Annotated in this window: 19 protein-coding genes; 11 read left to right on the top strand and 8 right to left on the bottom strand. The window is 41.9% G+C overall.

Going from position 1 to position 19,018, the window contains the following annotated elements; translation table 11 throughout:
• Positions 1-94 precede the first annotated feature (94 nt).
• On the bottom strand, positions 95-1,426 hold the full coding sequence (locus L1077_RS17860; protein ID WP_237138317.1) for an ABC1 kinase family protein: 1,332 nt from the start codon (positions 1,424-1,426) through the stop codon (positions 95-97).
• Between the two features lie 217 nt (positions 1,427-1,643).
• On the opposite strand from L1077_RS17860, the gene L1077_RS17855 reads away from it, so the two are divergent.
• From L1077_RS17855 to L1077_RS17845, 3 genes are all read left to right on the top strand, one after another.
• Positions 1,644-2,348 carry a substrate-binding periplasmic protein gene (locus L1077_RS17855; protein WP_237138316.1) on the top strand — a complete coding sequence of 235 codons (705 nt, stop codon included), beginning with the start codon at positions 1,644-1,646 and terminating at the stop codon, positions 2,346-2,348.
• 123 nt (positions 2,349-2,471) lie between these two features.
• Positions 2,472-3,308 (top strand): pirin family protein, encoded by an 837-nt coding sequence (locus L1077_RS17850; protein WP_237138315.1) that lies wholly within the window; start codon positions 2,472-2,474, stop codon positions 3,306-3,308.
• 112 nt (positions 3,309-3,420) lie between these two features.
• Positions 3,421-4,188 (top strand): alpha/beta hydrolase, encoded by a 768-nt coding sequence (locus L1077_RS17845; RefSeq protein WP_237138314.1) that lies wholly within the window; start codon positions 3,421-3,423, stop codon positions 4,186-4,188.
• 61 nt (positions 4,189-4,249) lie between these two features.
• On the opposite strand, the gene L1077_RS17840 is transcribed toward L1077_RS17845, so the two are convergent.
• On the bottom strand, positions 4,250-4,723 hold the full coding sequence (locus tag L1077_RS17840) for a LabA-like NYN domain-containing protein (protein WP_237138313.1): 474 nt from the start codon (positions 4,721-4,723) through the stop codon (positions 4,250-4,252).
• 119 nt (positions 4,724-4,842) lie between these two features.
• Here L1077_RS17840 and L1077_RS17835 point away from each other — a divergent pair, with 119 nt between their 5' ends.
• Entirely contained in the window at positions 4,843-5,598 is a 756-nt protein-coding gene (locus L1077_RS17835) for an SDR family oxidoreductase (protein WP_237138312.1), read from the top strand.
• A gap of 17 nt (positions 5,599-5,615) precedes the next feature.
• Here the strand turns inward: L1077_RS17835 and L1077_RS17830 are convergent, their stop codons facing one another.
• Positions 5,616-6,119, bottom strand: a complete 504-nt coding sequence (locus tag L1077_RS17830) for a GrpB family protein (RefSeq protein WP_237138311.1) — start codon at positions 6,117-6,119, stop codon at positions 5,616-5,618.
• A gap of 188 nt (positions 6,120-6,307) precedes the next feature.
• On the opposite strand from L1077_RS17830, the gene L1077_RS17825 reads away from it, so the two are divergent.
• Positions 6,308-6,745, top strand: a complete 438-nt coding sequence (locus tag L1077_RS17825) for a GNAT family N-acetyltransferase (RefSeq protein ID WP_237138310.1) — start codon at positions 6,308-6,310, stop codon at positions 6,743-6,745.
• A 20-nt stretch (positions 6,746-6,765) separates the two neighbouring features.
• Here L1077_RS17825 and L1077_RS17820 read toward each other — a convergent pair whose 3' ends face one another.
• Complete coding sequence (locus L1077_RS17820) at positions 6,766-7,314, bottom strand: dihydrofolate reductase family protein (protein WP_237138309.1); 549 nt, start codon at positions 7,312-7,314, stop codon at positions 6,766-6,768.
• A 100-nt stretch (positions 7,315-7,414) separates the two neighbouring features.
• Positions 7,415-7,990, bottom strand: a complete 576-nt coding sequence (locus L1077_RS17815; protein ID WP_237138308.1) for a DJ-1/PfpI family protein — start codon at positions 7,988-7,990, stop codon at positions 7,415-7,417.
• Positions 7,991-8,344: 354 nt separating this feature from the next.
• On the opposite strand from L1077_RS17815, the gene L1077_RS17810 reads away from it, so the two are divergent.
• A complete protein-coding gene (locus L1077_RS17810; RefSeq protein ID WP_237138307.1) occupies positions 8,345-10,507 on the top strand; it encodes a M3 family metallopeptidase in 2,163 nt (720 codons plus the stop codon).
• Positions 10,508-10,575: 68 nt separating this feature from the next.
• Here the strand turns inward: L1077_RS17810 and L1077_RS17805 are convergent, their stop codons facing one another.
• Complete coding sequence (locus L1077_RS17805; RefSeq protein WP_063364171.1) at positions 10,576-10,965, bottom strand: response regulator; 390 nt, start codon at positions 10,963-10,965, stop codon at positions 10,576-10,578.
• Positions 10,966-11,123: 158 nt separating this feature from the next.
• On the opposite strand from L1077_RS17805, the gene L1077_RS17800 reads away from it, so the two are divergent.
• Positions 11,124-11,360 (top strand): Rho-binding antiterminator, encoded by a 237-nt coding sequence (locus tag L1077_RS17800; RefSeq protein ID WP_237138306.1) that lies wholly within the window; start codon positions 11,124-11,126, stop codon positions 11,358-11,360.
• Between the two features lie 9 nt (positions 11,361-11,369).
• Here the strand turns inward: L1077_RS17800 and L1077_RS17795 are convergent, their stop codons facing one another.
• Together L1077_RS17795 and L1077_RS17790 are read right to left on the bottom strand one after the other, a co-directional pair.
• Positions 11,370-11,834 (bottom strand): GNAT family N-acetyltransferase, encoded by a 465-nt coding sequence (locus L1077_RS17795; protein ID WP_063364173.1) that lies wholly within the window; start codon positions 11,832-11,834, stop codon positions 11,370-11,372.
• 272 nt (positions 11,835-12,106) lie between these two features.
• Positions 12,107-12,874: an MBL fold metallo-hydrolase gene (locus tag L1077_RS17790; protein ID WP_237138337.1), complete on the bottom strand. Its 768-nt coding sequence runs from the start codon at positions 12,872-12,874 to the stop codon at positions 12,107-12,109.
• 246 nt (positions 12,875-13,120) lie between these two features.
• On the opposite strand from L1077_RS17790, the gene L1077_RS17785 reads away from it, so the two are divergent.
• The 4 genes from L1077_RS17785 (at position 13,121) to L1077_RS17770 (ending at position 19,003) form a co-directional block, all read left to right on the top strand.
• Entirely contained in the window at positions 13,121-14,101 is a 981-nt protein-coding gene (locus L1077_RS17785) for a DUF4097 domain-containing protein (RefSeq protein ID WP_237138305.1), read from the top strand.
• A 241-nt stretch (positions 14,102-14,342) separates the two neighbouring features.
• Entirely contained in the window at positions 14,343-16,505 is a 2,163-nt protein-coding gene (locus tag L1077_RS27500; RefSeq protein ID WP_237138304.1) for an ATP-binding protein, read from the top strand.
• Between the two features lie 247 nt (positions 16,506-16,752).
• Complete coding sequence (locus L1077_RS17775) at positions 16,753-17,487, top strand: glutathione peroxidase (protein ID WP_237138303.1); 735 nt, start codon at positions 16,753-16,755, stop codon at positions 17,485-17,487.
• A 67-nt stretch (positions 17,488-17,554) separates the two neighbouring features.
• The gene (locus L1077_RS17770; RefSeq protein WP_237138302.1) at positions 17,555-19,003 is read left to right on the top strand and encodes a dihydrolipoyl dehydrogenase; all 1,449 of its coding nucleotides are present in this window, start codon (positions 17,555-17,557) and stop codon (positions 19,001-19,003) included.
• Positions 19,004-19,018 lie beyond the last annotated feature (15 nt).

Here is a 19,018-nt window from a genome sequence, read left to right as displayed (position 1 = left end):
TAATAAGCTATAAGTAAGCTACTTTTGGGATGGACAAATGCTATATGCATTATTTTTCAAGGACGATGACTTTTTCACGACGGTAGCCCATCGCTTACTGCGCCCCTTGACCAGTTGGCTTAACAAATTGCGAAAACAAATCACTCACATCAACTCTAGCGCGCAATCTCGCTGCGATTAAGTACAGCCCAGCTAATTTTCGATGTATAAAGAGTGCGTCAACGGGTGGTGTATGCCATTGCCTTTCTCGTGTACTAAGATCCATTCCTTTATCGCGGATCCGAGCTGCAATATCACTTGCAGAAAAGTCGAAAGGTTGTTTTGCTCTGAGCGGCTCTGTTGCCATAAAAAATAATTCCAACACAATGTCTCGATAGGCATCGTCGATATCATCGCTAAAATAACCAATTTCATAAATTGCGTCAGTCATGGCGTCTTTATCGTAAGTTTGGCCAGCACGCAATAATGACCAATAGCCTTGAGCAAGGCTCATATTGATTGTACGAGAAGCACCAAAGTCCAATAGTACGACCTGTTGCATCTTATCGTCATATAGGTAATTAGCTAGATTAGGATCACTTTGAATTGCGCCGAGCTCAAACATCTCAATAAAAAACAGTCGGATCAAGTCTGTGGCAATTTTATCTCTTTGTGTTTGAGATGCACTGTCATAGCACGTCAACTCTTTTCCAACCACATATTCCATGGCTAATATACTGCCTGTGGAGTACTGCGGGTAAAAATTTGGCACACGATACGCTGGGTAATTTTTTAACCCTTCCTTGAATTCTTGTAAGCGCTGGCCCTCTGCAAAGTAGTCTGTCTCAACCAAAAGCTGTTGCTTTGCTTCCTCAATAAGCGGGTCAATCACCACTTGCTTCGGGATCAATCCTGACATTTTTATAAGCATTGCCACATTGTCGACATCGCTATCTATACTATTTGCAACGCCTGGATATTGAATTTTTAAAGCAAGCTTTTCACCTGACTCTGTGGTGGCCTCATGCACTTGGCCAATCGACGCCCTTGCGAAGCTTCTTAATTCTAGATGGCTAAATTTATCTAACCAATCTGGGCCCCAATTCTGTTTAAGCAACTGTACTAGCTGTTTATGCGGCATTGGCTGAGCATCAGCACGTAGTTTTTCTAACAGTACAGCTAGCTCTTTGGGTAGCAGATCGCCTGCATCCATTGACACCAACTGACCAAGCTTCATCGCAGCCCCTCTCAGATGGGCTAGTTTATCTGCCACTGCATGCACATTTTTAGGTTGTAAAAGGAGCTCTTTTTTACTTACACTTTGCCCTGAGAGCACTTGTTTTGCGCCAGAAAGCACAACATTAGAGGCAACTTTAGAAGCCAATCCGCCCAAGTGGGCTAACCGAGAGATACGTGAAGATGGAACCCGCTTACTTTTATCTGTCATTTTGAAACCAATCAAGCCTATGTTGTGCGTGCGCAATAAAGGTACTTTGCTTTTTGCTATTTGGATCAATAATGTGACCGCAGTGATACAAAAAGCATAGAGAGATCACACCGAGTATATCAAAATCAATACGTTACCCCCAACGCCCATATACATCCTTTTATTAAATAGGCTCTGCGCTATACTTTGGGTAGTTTTATAAAGCACACTGTCGCCAATGAAGTATTTGATTGCAGCTTTTTTTTTACTATTCACCCAGCCTCTATATGGCCAAATCTACCATTTTGTTTCGATCAATTATCTCATTGAACAAGAAGTAGGGCGAATTGTATTAACTGAAGTCTATAAGCAATTAAATATTCAAATTACCATTACGCCATTACCCGGGAAGCGGGCACAATTTGAGGCTCAAACAGGGCTTAAACATGGTGAAATTATGCGTATTTTTAGTTACGGCGATGAAACACCTACAACAATTAGGGTACCTACACCATATTATTCCCTTGAAACAGCAGCATTTGTTCGAACAGGCAGTAACGTCAATATCAAAACAGCAGCTGATCTACATAAATATCATATCGTTAAAGTAAGAGGGGTTAAGCACACTAACAACATCACCCAAGGCATGAAACACGTTGAAGATATGGATACGACAGAACAAATACTAAAACTTGTTTCAAAAGGACTCGCAGATGTGGCACTCACCAATAAAATGGATGGCGTTATGTATTTAAAGAAGCTAGGAATAAACAATGTCGTGCACGGCCCAAGCTTGGCCGAGCTTGATTTATATCACTATATACACGAATCACAAAAACACCTTGTACCTTTAATAAACGGCAAACTCAGTGAAATGGAAAAGTCCGGAGAGCTAGAACAACTCATTAAAATGGCTGAAAAACAAGTGATGACAGCACAATAAGCATGATGCTTGTACAACATTAAACATTCTTAAAATAAGAACAAACACTTCTCTTTTTATCAATTTTATTCGACTAGTTTGAGAGCTATATTACACTTATTGGCACACATAAGTGAGACAGCTATGAAAGTTTTAAGGCTTACTAAAGCACAAGCAACGCAAGACGGGGCAAGTGTAAAAATACAGCGTATCGCAGGGTTTGATGGAAAAAGCATAGACCCATTTTTAATGATCGATGAACTCAAATCCGACAACACACAAGACTTTATTGGTGGCTTTCCAGCACACCCTCATCGCGGTATTGAAACATTTACCTACATTCGTAAGGGTGGTTTCGAGCATCAAGATCAAATGGGAAATAAAAAAGCCATCCGTGCAGGACAAGTACAATGGATGAGTACAGGTAAGGGCGTGATCCATTCTGAAATGCCATTAGCAGATGCAAAGCAGGGGATGCATGGCTTTCAAATATGGCTAAATATGCCAGCAAAAGACAAAATGAACCCTCCGAAATACCAAGACTCTAGTGCTCGTCCATTGCCGACGATCACCACTGATAGCAAAGCGACTTTAACCGCACTGGCCGGTGAGTGGCAAACAGCTGGAGAAACAGTTACCTCCGATTTGAATCAATTAGCAGGCGATGGCGCGATCAGTGATGTCTCTCTGCCAGTTAATAGTACCTTAAGTTTAGATTTATCTCATTTTGGTAAAGTCGTTGCCTATATCCACTCTGGCAAATTAAAAGACCCAGCTCATCAAGCTGGATATCTCCTTACCTTAGATCCAAATACCCCCATAGTTTTGGAAACAGCAGAGTACGAAGCAGGACTTTTGCTACTCGCAGGCCAACCGATTAACGAGCGCATTGCCCATATGGGACCATTTGTGATGAATACCCAAGCCGAGATTCAGCAAGCCGTTCGGGATTATCATGCTGGCTTATTTGGTAATATTTAGCAAATACTGTCAACCCCATTTACAGATGATAAGCTGAGACTTTTCAGATATTTACTATTAATTGAGTGCAGCCTATAATCGCTGCGCTTAAATCAACAAGGAAATTAAATCAGTGAAAAAGTCAGTCCTCGCGCTTATAACGATAATAACAACCTATGCCAATGCAAGTGGCAGCGAGATCAATGTATTGCACGACGAAGCTCGAAAAAGATCTATTCCCATTGAAATTAAACAACCAACCAATGCAGCTTTTTGTACAAAAGACAATCAGTGCCCAGTTGCTTTTATCAGCGCTGGCTATGGTGAGTCTCATCAAAATTATCAATTTCTCAGTGATACATTGGCGCATCAAGGCTACCTTTCGGTGTCTATTCGCCATGAACTAAAAACAGATCCCCCTCTATCTGTGACTGGCAATTTATACCAGACCCGACAAGAAAATTGGCAACGAGGGGCAAAAACATTGGACTTTGTGCGCTCAACTCTGGCAACAGACTATCCACAATATGACTTTGATAACCTCTTGCTCGTTGGTCACTCCAACGGCGGAGATATATCCGCACTATTAATCAACCAAGGCAAAACATATGTCTCTGGGCTGGTCACATTTGATCATCGACGTGTACCACTGCCACGCAATAAAACGGTCTCTGTGCTCTCCATTCGCGGCAGTGACTTTCCAGCAGACAAGGGCGTTTTGTACACGGAAAAAGAATTGCAAACTTACCCCGGGTGTGTGATTAAAATTCCCAACTCAAAGCACAATGATATGACAGATGAAGGGCCAATGTGGCTCAAAAAATCAATGTCAGCATTATTCAAAGGACATTTAAATGGCCAATCTTGTCAGCGGTTGCAGAGCAAAATAACAGAAAAATAGAAGGGCAGTATAGCTCCAATTGCCATAGGTTGCGATTCGCCGCACCCTATGGCAAATAATGCTATAAAAGCAAAGAAGATTCTATCGGGGTAAACTGAGTGGCGGCATTCATCAAACTCGCGGCGGTCAAGGAAGGTACACCATACACATGCGCCTCTGATTGATATTTATCACGTACCGTATTAAGTAAAATATCAAAGTCTCCATCTCCTGATGCCAAAATAATTAAGTCAGAATCCTTAGCTGACTCAAGCACATCAATGGTGATCCCAACATCCCAATCCCCTTTTGCAGTGCCATCCGAGCGCTGGATAAATGGCTTTAGTTTGACCTCAAACCCAATGGCCCTAAGAATATTTTGAAATTGGCGCTGCTTTTCATCGCCTCTGTCTATCGCATAGGCATATGCGTTGACTACTTGTCGGTTGTGCGTCACTTCAGCCCAAAAACGGTTGTAGTCAAAATTACGCTGATAAGCGCTCCGAGTGGTGTAATAAATATTTTGTACGTCCACAAAAATGCTCACAGTTTGCATTAAGCTCTCTCGACAATTCGCTGATGAATAAAAATCCTAGTCTAACATCAATGCAACGAATGGCCATGCACAAAGCAGCTATAGTGTATAAGGATAAACAAATGGCAAAGGAATAACGTATGAACAAAGAATTGCAAGGTAAGGTAGCATTAATCACTGGCGGCGCTAAAAACATGGGACAGGCATTCGCTATCGATTTAGCATCAAAAGGATGCGACATCGTCATACACTATCACAGTGACAATGCACTGCGTGAGGCAGAAAAAACAGCAGCACACATTCAAACGCTTGGACAAAAAGCGCTGATAGTCCAAGGCGACATTACCAAAACCTCCCATGTTACAAATCTCTTTTTACAAACATTAGAAGCATTTGGTCGCATTGATATCGTTATTAATAATGCCGGTAGTGTGCTCAAAAAAGCATTTGTTGACTATTGTGAACGCGATTTTGACAACTTATTTAACATCAACTGCAAAGGTGCTTTTTTTGTTATGCAAGAAGCAGCCAAAACCCTTGAAGACAATGGCAGGATCATCAACATTGGTACATCATTGTTAGGAGCATTTACTGGCGATTACTCGCTCTATGCAGGCTCTAAGGCACCACTTGAACAATTTACCAGAGCGCTTGCCAAAGAAATCGGCAATAGGGGGATCACAGTCAATTTAGTTTGCCCAGGTCCCATTGATACTGATTTTTTCCACCAACAAGAAACACCTGAATCTGTGGCTTATTTAAGTGCCGCCAGTGTTTCTCAGCGACTTGGCGCCATCGATGACATTGTACCAAGCGTCGCGTTTCTCGCTTCTCCTCAGTCTCAATGGACAACAGGCCAAACGCTGTTTGTAAATGGCGGCTTTATCACGCGATAAACACAAAGGGCTTTTCATCATGAAGAGCCCACAGAAGCCAGTACTTTCTCAATAAAGGGCCACTTTTGTTGTGTATAGGTCTCTCGGTTATGACGATGAGTTTGCGCTAGTGTTTGCTTTAAATGTGCGTACTGCCCGGCCACCTTATCGTTCGTGCGTAGAATATCTCTAAAATTAATGCGCTCAAACCAAAGCGGGCTTTGGTAGGGGATCAAATGCACATGATGCGTTCTAAACTCTGGCGAGGGGCGACAAAACCAATGCATTTGCTCAGGTTTGTATGGGTAATAACAATATCCATTGTTACTCAGCACGTCAATCGCGCCACGTGCACCTTTTAAGTTATTTACCCCGACCATAATATCAATAATGGGTTTTGCAATCATGCCAGGGACAGATGTGCTGCCAACATGTTCAATGTCACCTTCCATCCAAGGTGCAATCAATGCATGGAGTCTATCGCGCTCCTTTGCAAATTGACTGGGCCAAGTTTCATCATAGTTGACGAGCACTATATTCATCTTTTCTCCTAATTACTCTCACGTTAAGACGCTAAGCTCATCTTTATGTTTAGTACGCTCACACCCTCCAGCTAATTTAAAATCAAAATAGACCAGCAATCCAAGTTTTGTCACTTTTGTTTCGTAATGTGTTTATCTAAAGGTAATCATACTTTGCAAGACAATGCTTTCTTAGCACAGAGGTGAATATGAATATCATACTTCAGGTCGCCACAGAGTCAGACAAAGACTTTCTGCTGTCTTTACGCATGCAAACAATGACAGAACATTTAGAACGGCAAGGGATCTTCTTATCTCAAGAAGCTCATCTAAGTCGCCTAGAAGAGCACTACCAATATGCCAATATCGTTTACGTAAACAATGAAAAGATAGGCTGTCTTAGATACAAGGCCACTGTGCTCAGCCTTGAGGTTATGCAGATACACGTGTTACCGCAATTTCAAAATAAAGGTTTTGGCTGTGCCATACTCAAACAGCTTTTAAGTCAGTATCCACATCTTCCAACACACTTGAGTGTGCTTAAAAACAGCCCGGCTACACGCTTTTATCGCAAGCTCGGTTTTGTAGTACATGCTGAAGATGAGTTTGAGTACCACATGAGGTTATTACCGAAGTTTAACGGCTAGATAGAGACTGTCAGCCCCCTTTACACCAAGGGGGACTTTTCAATTTGATAATGAGATTGCACTAATTGTCCTATCAACACGGACGTCGCAAGCAAGCTTATTTTTCCCTTCAAGGGTTCATTTGGCAACCACCTTAGACCTTGTCCCAAAACCACAGGTACAGTGATCACAATTAACTCGTCGATCAGACCTTTGGTTAGAAAGCTTTGTACTAATTTTCCACCATCTATATAAAGCCGGTAATGGCCTAACTGATGCAGTTGAGATACGACTTCTTGCTCACTGGCACATACTAAATAAGCTTTGCCTTTACTTTGCTCTGGCAATTTTTCAAGAGACTGACTCAGCACAAATACAGGTTTGTCATAAGGCCACTGGCCATAGCGCATTACTTGCTCAAAGGTATTTCTGCCCATTACAATTGCATCTATATCTGCCATGAAGTTACCAAACCCCAAGTCGCTATGCTCGGGGTTGTCAATTTTCGAGAGCCAATCAATATTACCATGCTGATCTGCAATATAACCATCTAAGCTTTGTGCTAAATATACTGTGTTTTTTGTCTTCATTACCTTAACCGCTTGCCTTAGCCAATGATTATGTATCGGCTAAAAGTCTAGATTAATTAGCGGCTTTGATACAGTTTTTAGTAAAAAAGCGCTTAAGCAATTATAGTTCAGACCACAAATAATCCATTTGGTGAGCCGTTTTCCTCGCTACATCAAAACCGAACCTTTTTTTCACCATATCCAGGCTCATATCGATACCAGAAGCAACGCCCGCTGAGCTAGTAAAATTTTGATCTGTAATGAATCGCTTGTCATTGATCACAGATAGGTGAGGGTACTTTTGACTTAACTCTTCAATGCGTTGCCAGTGGGTTGTGACAGTTTTTCCCTCAATTAAACCTGCTTTTGCAAACAAAAAGACACCACTACATATTGAAGCACAGTGCCGTGTGTGCGTTGCAGTTTCAGCTAACCAATCTAATACGGCTTGATTGTCTATCACTCGGTCAAGCTTGCCGCCAGCGACAATCAATAAATCAAACCTTGGATGGCCATGTATGCAAAAGTGAGGATTAATCGACAAGTCGCCTCGTGCTCTGATCGGCAAGTTGCTCGGCGCAATTAAGCTGACATTAATGGGACGTTTTGAAATGCGAGAGGCAGTTGTAAATACTTCGAGCGGACCGCAAAAGTCCAAAGACTCCACGCCATTGTAAATAAAGATACCAATTTCCATGATGTCATCACGGGTTTGTAGTATGTGTCATTAAAGTGGATCAAATTTAACCAACAATCAAGGGAAAGTTTTATGAAAGCAATTAAAATTCATTAAAATAAATATTTAAAAATAAAAAATTTCATTAAATTTTCGATAAACAGTGTCTAATGAGCGATAGAATAACCACTTTATACCCCAAAACATTTTGCAATACTTTTACCTTTGATCAAATTTGCACTTTGCCGTTATTGCAGTAGTATGTCCCCGAAATAGCAAGCTTGTATCTCCAAGACATAAGATATAGCGACCAATAATTGGTCAAGGTTGCAACGGATAGACTCACAATTATCAATCGAACAAACTGAGAACACTATGAAATTAAAAATGTCATTTTTAAGCGCTGCGGTATGTTTAGCGCTAGCTGGGTGTGGCACGACCCCTAGCTCACAAGACTCAGCACCAGTTGAACAAGTAAAAAAACAATACTCAAACCCATTATTAAAAGAGTATACCGGGCCTTACCAAGGGGTTCCTCAGTTTGGCGAGATGAAACTAGAAGATTTAGTACCTGCGGCTGAAATTGCGCTTGCCGAGCAACTGGCTGAGCTTGATGCTATCGTCAACAACTCTGACGCACCTACATTTGAAAATACCATTGCTGCACTTGAGCGCTCGGGAAGCGCTGTAGACAACATGTACCCATATTTCGTTACCTATATTACGAACCTGTCTTCACCAGAAGTGCGCAAACAGCAAGCCATTGTGATGGCAAAGATGTCAGAGTTCGAATCAAAACGTAACCAAAACAAAGCGCTATTCCAGCGTGTAAAAGCGGTTTATGAAGGGGCTGAATTTAAAACATTGACGCCAGAGCAACAACGCGTCACTTGGAGTCAATACAATAGTTTTGCTCGTCATGGCGCAACCTTAGAAGGCGAAAATGCCGAGCGTTATGCTGAGATCAACCTGCAACTATCAAAACTGTACACTCAATTTGGTAATAACGTACTTGCTGATGAAGAAGGTTACACCACTTTCTTGACCAAAGATCAGCTATCTGGCTTGCCACAAGCATTTATTGATTCAGCAGCAAGTGCAGCAGAGAAAAAAGGCCAACCAGGTAAATATGCGATCACCAATACACGTTCATCCATGGATCCGTTTTTAACCTACTCAACTGAACGTGAACTGCGTAAAGCGGTTTGGCAAAACTATTACAGCCGCGGAAACAATGCAGGAGAGCACAACAACAAAGCGGTGATCTCAGAGATCCTAAAACTGCGTCGCGAGCGTGTTGAACTGCTTGGCTACGAAGACTATGCACAGTGGCGCTTAGAAGACCGCATGGCGAAAAACCCAGAAAATGCCATCGCTTTAATGGATAAAGTATGGCCTGCAGCCATTGCCCGCGTTAAAGAAGAAGTTGCAGATATGCAGGCTATCGCGGATAAAGACGGTGCAAATATTACAATTGAGCCTTGGGATTATCGTTTTTATGCAGAAAAAGTACGTAAAGCGAAATATGACCTAGACTCAAACGAAATCAAACAGTACTTGCAATTAGACAAGCTCACAGATGCCATGTTCTATGTTGCAGGCCGCCTGTTTAGCTATGAGTTTTCACCTATCCTAGATGGCTCTGTGCCAGTTTATCATGAAGATGTAAAGGTATGGGAAGTCACAGATAAAACAACTGGCAAGCATATTGGTTTATGGTATTTAGACCCGTTTGCTCGTCAAGGTAAGCGCTCTGGTGCATGGGCGGTATCATTCCGTAGTCATACTTCTATGGATGGCAAAACCAATGTACTTAGTACCAACAACTCTAACTTCGTTAAAGGCCCAGAAGGTAAAGCAACGCTTGTATCATGGAGCGATGCCGAAACTTACTTCCATGAGTTTGGTCACTCACTGCACGCGCTATCTTCAAACGTGAAATACCCAAGCTCAAACGCAGGTGTACGTGACTATACTGAGTTTCAGTCACAACTGCTTGAGCGCTGGTTGTCTACTGAAGAAGTTATCAATAAATTCTTAGTTCATCATGAGACTGGCAAGCCAATGCCACAATCTTTAGTCAAGAAGATCAAAGAGTCTGCAACTTTCAACCAAGGCTTTGCAACCACTGAATACTTGGCATCTGCCATTATGGATATGAAGTTCCATACAACTGATCCAGATAAAATTGGCGACCCTGTGGCGTTTGAGAAAGCACAACTTGAAGCGATTGGCATGCCAAGCGAAGTCGTTATGCGCCATAGAACAACACACTTTGGCCATGTTTTCTCAGGCGAAGGCTATGCTACTGCTTACTACGGTTACCTATGGGCTGAAGTACTGACTTCAGATGCTGCTGAAGCGTTTGCCAATGCACCAGGTGGTTTTTACGATAAAGACGTTGCTAAACGTCTGGTAGATTACTTATTTGCCGTTAGAAATGCGATGGACCCAGCTGAAGCTTATCGCAAGTTCCGTGGTCGTGACGCAGATGTCAGTGCATTAATGCGCGACAGAGGTTTCCCAGAGACCAAGTAATATTGGCTTTTAGACCAAAAAGGGCATATTCAATATGCCCTTTTTCTGCTTAGTTCACACCCAGACTACTAACTGCATAGTTGACCGTGCTCATCCAAGACATTAATGCGTTTGAGTTGCTGAATTAAGGTTGCCATATTAAATGGCTTCACCACAAATCCATCTACTTTTTTTAATAAAATTGCCTGCACCCGTTCTTTACTGCTTTCACACGTCACCATTAAGACAGGTACTTTTGACAGTTGTGGTGTCTCTCTAATTTTACTTAATAAAGTGAGTCCGTCGACATGTGGCATATTTAAATCTGAGATAACCAGATGATATTTACGCTTGCCTAAGAGCATTAATGCCTGCTTGCCATCTGTGGCCTCGTCAATATTATCAAAGCCCAGATTTCTCAACATATTAATCATGACATGGCGCATTGATGTCATATCATCTACCACTAAAATTCTCATTTTATGTCCTTATTACGTGCATAGAATAAGTGTCGAACTACAAAGCTAGTCAATTTTTATTTGCTTGTCTAACCCCTTTACAGCCACAAAAACAGCTTTCCTAAAAGGCCTTCAGCTATGGTATGGTTAAATTAAGAAGGTAAAAGCGTGAACTGGTAATGAAGTGTGAGCAAAGCGACTTAATTGAAATTGCATGTATGAAGTACTTCATACTGAGAGTTGAGACAGAAACTGAAGCCTTTGAGGGTAGGGCAAAAGACATTGTATACGACGAAAAGAGAATACAATGCCTAGTAATCGAACAGGGTTCAGAAGAAGTCATGATTGAGTTAGATGCCATAAAAGAGCTGACAGCTGTAACTCAAAATCCTTTTTTTGAAACCATTCGATTTTAGCTAAACAGCTTACTCAGATTTAAGAGATAAAGACATAAACACACTCAAAGGGTTATCTCGATATAGACCAAATCGCTCGCAGCGGTCAAAGCCTAAAGACTCATACAGTTTAATTGACTCTTCTTGCTTCACACCTGTCTCTAAACGGATCAGCGGTATTTGAGCATCACCCGCGTAATGCAATAAAATTTGCATGATACGCTTCGACAGCCCTTTACCACGATAACTTGGCTTAACATAAAGACGTTTAATTTCACCATACAAGGTTTTATCAAACTGCTTAACAATGGCACCACATGCCACAATCTCAGACTCATCCTTTAAACCAACCGCTCTCACATTTGGCTGATTCAATTCCTCTAAAGCAAGCGATTGATCACTGGCAATAGGGTAAAGGGTATTCATTAATCGATCTATTTCCGAGAATAAATCTTGTACATTAGGATCGTCAGGCTTTAGCTCTACTAGCTGCATAGGGTCCCTTTAACATTGTTATTTTATCGCTCGCACACTGCGAAAATACACCGACATCGGTTGTAGACGTACTCGCTTACAACAAGCCAAAAGTTAGCTTCCAAGTGCAAACATGCACATATAAACGCTAGAAGTTACTCAGGTAAACGATTCAGTGTAATCTAAATTGACGCAAGTATAACGGAAAATAGTTAAAATGTTATTAAAATGCGATTTCTAGCGTCAAATGGGTACAAAACACCCCACAAAGTGCATAAATCATTCAATTAAATTTAGCGCAAGTTAATAACGCTTAAGGCACGTGCATATTTCAGCCCTGCACGGTCAAAATGCACTCGATCAGACTCACTATGGTAATGGTATACACATAAACGACTCAACAAAGCGCTTGGGTACTCCCTGAACAAGTCATCTATTCCGCTGTGACTAAGGTTACCTGCCACCGCACAATCATGAAATATGATTTCGCTTTTAGCAGACACATGAGACAGCAGCTCGGGAATAGGGCGGGTATCTCCTGTATAAAACATCACACCGGGTAAGTGCAATGCAAATGCAGAATTAGGCGCATGGTGACGTACTGGGTATGTATAAACTTTCAAGTCTTGATGCCAAAAATACTCGCTAACAGGATGCAGTATGAATGTCTGCCATACATCTGTTTTTTCCTCAGCAAGCTTGGTATACCTGAGCATAGCGCACAACTGCGAGACCAAAGAAACGGGCACATATAATCTCACCGACTTGCCAGCGAGTGCCGCCTTAAAATACAATTGCTCAAGTCCACCAATGTGGTCGTAGTGCAAATGAGTGATAAAAATATGCTCAGGCAATCGATTTGAAAACACCTCAGCAAAGCGCCTTAACGTATCATGACCACAGTCAATTAACAGCCATGGTAGATTATTACGTATCAATAAACAGGCGGAGTTACCTAACTCCACAGAGCTTGCATCTCCCACTCCCAGAAATAGTGCAGAGTCTGGTGCTGCTGTGCATGGCGCTTCATACTGTTGTGCGAGTGCATCTGCAATTATCACATCTTGCAATACCTTCACCTTAGATCACTGAGAACTCTTAAAATAACTTACATGATTAAGTTGACTGCATCGTGACACTGAATTGACGATTTTATTACTTATAACACTATATTTTGGTCAAAAAAATCATACACCAACAGACAGAGTGGAAATAAAAACGTTAAATATCATTACCTTATTGTTTTATTCGAATGTGGCCTTATCTTTGCTGTAATATCAGAAACAAACTCGAATAAGACTAAAAAGATGAAAAGAATAATTACACCTATAATCGCCGGTTTACTACTAAGTGGCTGCGTAGTACACGTCAACGGACATGCTCAAGATGAACTAATAGAACAAACTAAAACGCTCTCTCTATCCACAGCAGATCTAACCGAACTAAAGATAGACAACAGTGCTGGCAATATTGTTGTCAAAGGCATAGAAGACGCCACATCTATCTCACTCACAGCACACATCACCACAGCGCCCGACAGAAGCTATACACTCACATTAGATAAGCAGGGCGACACAGCAAAACTCATTGCCAAACATGATGCATACATAGGTGTGGCTTGGTATTCAGGCAAAAGCCCGCAAATTAGTGTTGAGGTACAAATGCCACAACATATGCTACTTGAAATAGATGATGGCTCTGGAGATATTTCAGTCTCTAATGTCAAAGGCATTACCATAGACGATAACTCAGGTTACATCGAACTGGCCGATATCGATGGCGAAATCAATATTGAAGATGGCTCAGGTCATATTACTGTTACCAATGCAGCAAAAGATATCCGTATTCAAGATGGTTCGGGGCAGATCACGCTCACCAATGCTAAACAAGGCATTCATATTCAAGATGGGTCTGGAGATATAAATATCAACGCCGGCCAATCTGTCTTCATCGAAGATGACTCTGGTAATATCAAACTGCGAAATATTACTGGTAAGATCACCCTTGAAGATGGTTCTGGTGAGATTGATATTATTGGAGGCCAATCGGTCGCGCTCAAAGATGAGTCAGGTGATATAAAAATTTCGAACATAGAAAGTAATGTCACGATTGATGACGGCTCTGGTGACATCTGGGTAACGCAAGCAAAAGGCCAAGTATCTATTGAGGATGACTCCGGCGATATTGCGGTCAGTGATAGTCATAAGCTGGAAATTACAGAAGATGGTTCAGGTGACGTTAAAATCTCAAATGTTTCCCATGTCTCAAACCTCAATATAGATAGATAATCAAGCACTAAACCTAACCCCATATAAATCGCTGTGCACCTAAAATTAGGGCACAGCCTTAAAAAGTGATGGCTCTACAAGAAGAGGTCTCTACCCATTACGACATTTGCTTATACTCAAGCTGTCACTTATTTGAAAAAAATGCATAGCAATCTGGTATTGTTAATAATAATTACCTATATCCCATCCTGCTCAGTTCTCATAATATAGTTCTCTTGCTTGCTAAACCTATGGGAATTCTGTGTTTAAGGTCTTTATCTCGACGTGTTTATTGTCACTTGCGGCATACAGTCATCATGCGCACTCCTTGGAAGAGTTCGAACAGTACAAAGCACAGTCAGAAGCAAAAGGTAACAAAGACAGAATTGCCTTGTTAGAAGATGCACACGCTTTACTCGCAGATCCGGCTTTAACTGATGAGCAGCGCACCTATGTTTTACATCGAAGTGCATTGCATTTAGTGAGAACTAATCAATTCAGTAAAGCTGAAGATCGACTCGCAAAACTTGCAGCTCATTTAACACAATTTCCAAATGCTAACTTTTTGGGTAAATATCATTGGGTGGCAGGGGACTTAGCAACCTTACTTGGTAATAACACCGATTCAAAACACCACTTTGAGCACGCCGTTGCTCAGTTTGCCCAATCAAACGATATTAGAATGCAAAGCCACGCCCATCGCATGCTAGCTAATGTGCTATCGGAACAAAAAGATTACTTTCAAGCGCTCTCTCATGTGTTTCAAGCCAAAGATACGGCAAACAAAATTAATAATGCGCATTTATTCAGTGCCGCATTAAGTACGGAAGCCAAAATATATAGAGATTTCCACCAACTTGATAAAGCGCTCGATGTTTTAAATCAGCAATTAGAGTTTCAGCTCGGAGAGCCTGATATAAGTCTTGCCCATATTTCTTCAACTTACTTCAGCTTGGCACGCATTTATGAAAAACTTTCAGACCACCAAGCTGCAATTGACGCATTAAATAAATCTTACGAGATAGATACCAAACTAGACGATAAAAACTACATGGGAGTGACACAGCTTCATATTGCACAGCAGTATATTGAGCTTAAAGATCTCACAGCTGCGCATACTGCAATTGACAAGGCGAGTAACCTATTCACGATTGTTAAAAACGAGAAAAACTTAGCCAGAGCACAAGCTGTGCAAGGAAAAATAGCCTTGGCTAACGCTGAATACTCTAAAGCTATCAAGCTCATTACGCAGAGTCTAACACAGTTCAGCCCGCTGGATAATGAATCGCTGTTTAATGAATTTAGCGTCAATCTTGGTGAAGCACTGGCCCATGAAAAGCCCACTGAGGCCATTGCGCATCTCTCCAGCCTACTAGATAAAGTTAGTAAAGAAGATAACCTCATCGTATTGCAAAGCCTTGCTGTGGCGTTTAAAAACCTAGCAGACTTCGAACAAGCCTTACATTATCAAGAACGCGCCTTCGCCGCTAAAGAAGCAATTAACCAACAAGCCGTTACCACCCGCCTAGAAGCGAAAAAACTTAATAGTGAAATAGGCCTAAAGCGACTTGAGGTTAATGAGTTACAAGCAGGCCTTGCGAAATCTCAACAAGATACTAAAACACGCACAGTTATTCTAGCTGCAGCCATCATCGTGCTGACGAACTTTCTCTTGCTGTTTTATCTTTACCATTTAAAACGCCGCCGCGTGATGGAAAAAGAGACTGAGCTACTCAATCAAAGCTTAAGCCTGAAACAACAACTGCTTGCCGATGTATCTCATGAGTTACGTACGCCTTTAACCGTGCTCAAGCTGAATATTGAAGCCCTTGAATACAATTTAACAGAAGACCCAAAAACAACGTATAAAGTGCTGCAAAGAAGGCTAGATATGCTTAATACCCTGATTGCAGATATTTATGAGTTAGCCCAAGCGGATACAGACAACCTACGTCTTGAATTTGAACGGTGCCAAGCAAAAGCCTTGTTTGATGATCTTACAATCGCCATCGCGCCCATTATTGATACATCGGACTTAGAAGTTATCTACATCAACCAATTATCAGAACTTTTAGAAATTGAGTGTGATATCAGCCGACTCAATCAGGTATTTAATAACTTGGCAAGAAACAGCGTACATTACACAGACAAGCCGGGCCAAATCAAAATCACCGTTTTGCAGCAACAACGAGATATCATCTGTACTTTTGAAGACAGTGCCCCAGGTGTGAGCAACGAGGCATTAGGCCGACTCTTCGAGCGACTTTATCGCTGTGACAAATCCCGCAGTCGAGATTTGGGTGGCTCCGGACTCGGTTTATCAATCTGTGAGAAAATCATTGAGTTACATCAGGGCCATATTGAAGCAAAACACAGTGACTTAGGCGGAGTAGTGATCCAATTTACCTTACCAATCAAGTCCTAATACCATTTCAACACCATTCACTTATTCTCTGTTGCGGTCTTAATTCAGTGGCCGCTTTTCGTTTCTCCATATTAAAGGCGTACCTTAGTTGATACGCCCCTAATCAATTTGTCATTTAACGTCTATATTTTGATAAGAGCAAAATCAATCAATCAATTTTTTTGATTGGTTCGATTAATTCAATCAAATATACAAATTATCGTTCCGGCGACATAATAGCTCCATCAACTTTCGAGGAGAATATAAAATGCTAAACAATATTGAAGGCCAAAACGTACCATCAGTTACTTTCCCAGTTCGCGTAGGTGAAGAATTCCAACACATCACATCTGACGAATTATTCAAAGGCAAAACTGTTATCGTGTTTTCACTACCAGGTGCGTTTACACCAACATGCTCTTCAACACACTTACCTCGTTACAACGAGCTGGCAAATGTGTTCAAGCAAAATGGCGTAGATGACATTATTTGTATGTCTGTCAACGATACTTTTGTCATGAACGCTTGGGCAAAAGACCAAGAAGCAGAAAATGTAACGCTTATCCCAGATGGCAATGGCGAGTTCACAGATGGCATGGGCATGCTGGTAGACAAGAGTGACCTTGGCTTCGGCAAGCGCAGCTGGAGATACGCAATGTTAGTTAAAGATGGCGTTATCGAGAAAATGTTCATCGAACCAGATTTACCGGGCGACCCGTTTGAAGTATCAGATGCAGATACCATGCTTGAATACATCAACCCAAATCAGAAAAAGCCAGAACCGGTTTCAATTATTACTAAACCTGGCTGTCCTTTCTGTGCCAAAGCAAAAGCGCTACTTAGTGAAAAAGGCCTAGCTTATGAAGAGTTGGTACTGGGCCAGCAAGCAAGCTTAACCAGCTTAAAAGCACTATCCGGACGTGAAACTGTACCACAGGTATTCATTGGCGGCGCGCACATTGGCGGCTCAGATGATTTAACAACTTACTTTGAAAACAACTAAATAACAGCACTGTAAAGGGGCATGACAGCCCCTCTAAACCACATTTCCAATCTTTAGTGAGGTAATAATGAAACAGCTTGAAACAGATGTCGTTGTGATTGGTGCAGGTACTGCTGGCCTAAGTGCTTATCGTAATGCAAAACAATATACCCCCAACGTGCTTATGATTGAGTCCGGTAAATATGGTACAACTTGCGCACGTGTAGGCTGTATGCCAAGTAAACTGTTAATCGCCGCTGCAGAGGCAGCACATCATGTTGAACAAGCTCCTCAGTTTGGCGTCATGTCAGAACCTGCAAAGATTGATGGTAAAGCGGTGATGGCCCGTGTACGCAGTGAAAGAGATCGCTTTGTCGGATTTGTTGTTGAAGCTGTAGAAGAGTTGCCTGCTGAAGACCGTATCATTGGTCACGCTAAGTTTCTTGATGACCACCGCGTGCAAATTGATGATCACACCATTATTGCAGCTAAGCGCTTTGTTGTGGCAACCGGTTCTAGACCAAATATTCCCCCCCCATTTTTGGCATTTGGTGACAAGCTTATCATCAATGATGATGTTTTTGATTGGCAAGATTTACCTGAGTCTGTTGCTGTATTTGGCCCAGGTGTAATTGGCCTAGAGCTTGGTCAAGCACTGCATAGACTCGGTGTAAACGTTAAATTATTCGGTGTAGGTGGTAATATTGGGCCACTCACAGATCCTGTGATTAGAGACTATGCCAATACTGCTTTTGCTGAAGAGTTTTATGTCGATACGGATGCAAAAGTATCTGATATGAAGGTGGTAGACGGTAAAGCACAATTAACCTATGTAGACAAGCAAGGTCAGTCTCAAACTGAGCAGTTTGATTACGTGCTTGCTGCAACAGGTAGGGTACCGAATGTGGACCAACTTGGTCTGGAAAATACCTCTTTAGAACTGGAAGATCATGGCGTGCCGATTGCTGATCCACATACTATGCAATGCGGAAATAGCCACATATTTGTCGCCGGTGATGCCAGCGACCAAATTCCATTGCTGCATGAAGCCGCTGATCAAGGCACGATTGCTGGTGTGAATGCGGGACGCTTTCCTGATATCAGAAATGGTTTACGCCGCACACCTATCGCTGCTGTATTTAGCGATCCACAAATAGGCATGGTTGGCGATAATTATGCACAATTGACCGCTAACTACGGCGAGTGTGGTTGTTATGAAATCGGCGAAGTTAGCTTCGAAAACCAAGGTCGTAGCCGCGTGATGTTAAAAAACAAAGGCCACATGCGCGTGTATGCAGAGCAGGGGACCGGTTTATTTTTAGGCGCTGAGTTTATTGGACCAGCTGCAGAGCACATTGCACATTTACTTGCTTGGGCTGTGCAAAATAAGATGACGGTACCGCAAATGCTCGATATGCCATTCTACCACCCAGTCATTGAAGAAGGGGTTAGAACAGCGCTTCGTAACGTCAATGCAAAATTAAAGTTCGGCCCAGACATTATCAAACATTGCTTAGAGTGTGGTCCTGGCGCATAAGTCACAAACAATTTC

The sequence above is a fragment of the Pseudoalteromonas luteoviolacea genome, assembly GCF_021654285.1.
Classification (GTDB): domain Bacteria; phylum Pseudomonadota; class Gammaproteobacteria; order Enterobacterales; family Alteromonadaceae; genus Pseudoalteromonas; species Pseudoalteromonas luteoviolacea_J.
The sequence above is the reverse complement of the archived record's forward strand: the minus strand, read 5'-3'. Positions and strand labels throughout refer to the sequence as shown.

Coding starts and splice junctions, on each gene's coding strand:
- L1077_RS17775 (WP_237138303.1), top strand. CDS start 16,753: ATGCTAAACAATATTGAAGGCCAAAACGTACCATCAGTTACTTTCCCA.
- L1077_RS17800 (WP_237138306.1), top strand. CDS start 11,124: ATGAAGTGTGAGCAAAGCGACTTAATTGAAATTGCATGTATGAAGTAC.
- L1077_RS17830 (WP_237138311.1), bottom strand. CDS start 6,119: ATGAATATAGTGCTCGTCAACTATGATGAAACTTGGCCCAGTCAATTT.
- L1077_RS17835 (WP_237138312.1), top strand. CDS start 4,843: ATGAACAAAGAATTGCAAGGTAAGGTAGCATTAATCACTGGCGGCGCT.
- L1077_RS17840 (WP_237138313.1), bottom strand. CDS start 4,723: ATGCAAACTGTGAGCATTTTTGTGGACGTACAAAATATTTATTACACC.
- L1077_RS17825 (WP_237138310.1), top strand. CDS start 6,308: ATGAATATCATACTTCAGGTCGCCACAGAGTCAGACAAAGACTTTCTG.
- L1077_RS17855 (WP_237138316.1), top strand. CDS start 1,644: ATGAAGTATTTGATTGCAGCTTTTTTTTTACTATTCACCCAGCCTCTA.
- L1077_RS17850 (WP_237138315.1), top strand. CDS start 2,472: ATGAAAGTTTTAAGGCTTACTAAAGCACAAGCAACGCAAGACGGGGCA.
- L1077_RS17815 (WP_237138308.1), bottom strand. CDS start 7,990: ATGGAAATTGGTATCTTTATTTACAATGGCGTGGAGTCTTTGGACTTT.
- L1077_RS17810 (WP_237138307.1), top strand. CDS start 8,345: ATGAAATTAAAAATGTCATTTTTAAGCGCTGCGGTATGTTTAGCGCTA.
- L1077_RS17785 (WP_237138305.1), top strand. CDS start 13,121: ATGAAAAGAATAATTACACCTATAATCGCCGGTTTACTACTAAGTGGC.
- L1077_RS17860 (WP_237138317.1), bottom strand. CDS start 1,426: ATGACAGATAAAAGTAAGCGGGTTCCATCTTCACGTATCTCTCGGTTA.
- L1077_RS17770 (WP_237138302.1), top strand. CDS start 17,555: ATGAAACAGCTTGAAACAGATGTCGTTGTGATTGGTGCAGGTACTGCT.
- L1077_RS17805 (WP_063364171.1), bottom strand. CDS start 10,965: ATGAGAATTTTAGTGGTAGATGATATGACATCAATGCGCCATGTCATG.
- L1077_RS17795 (WP_063364173.1), bottom strand. CDS start 11,834: ATGCAGCTAGTAGAGCTAAAGCCTGACGATCCTAATGTACAAGATTTA.
- L1077_RS17820 (WP_237138309.1), bottom strand. CDS start 7,314: ATGAAGACAAAAAACACAGTATATTTAGCACAAAGCTTAGATGGTTAT.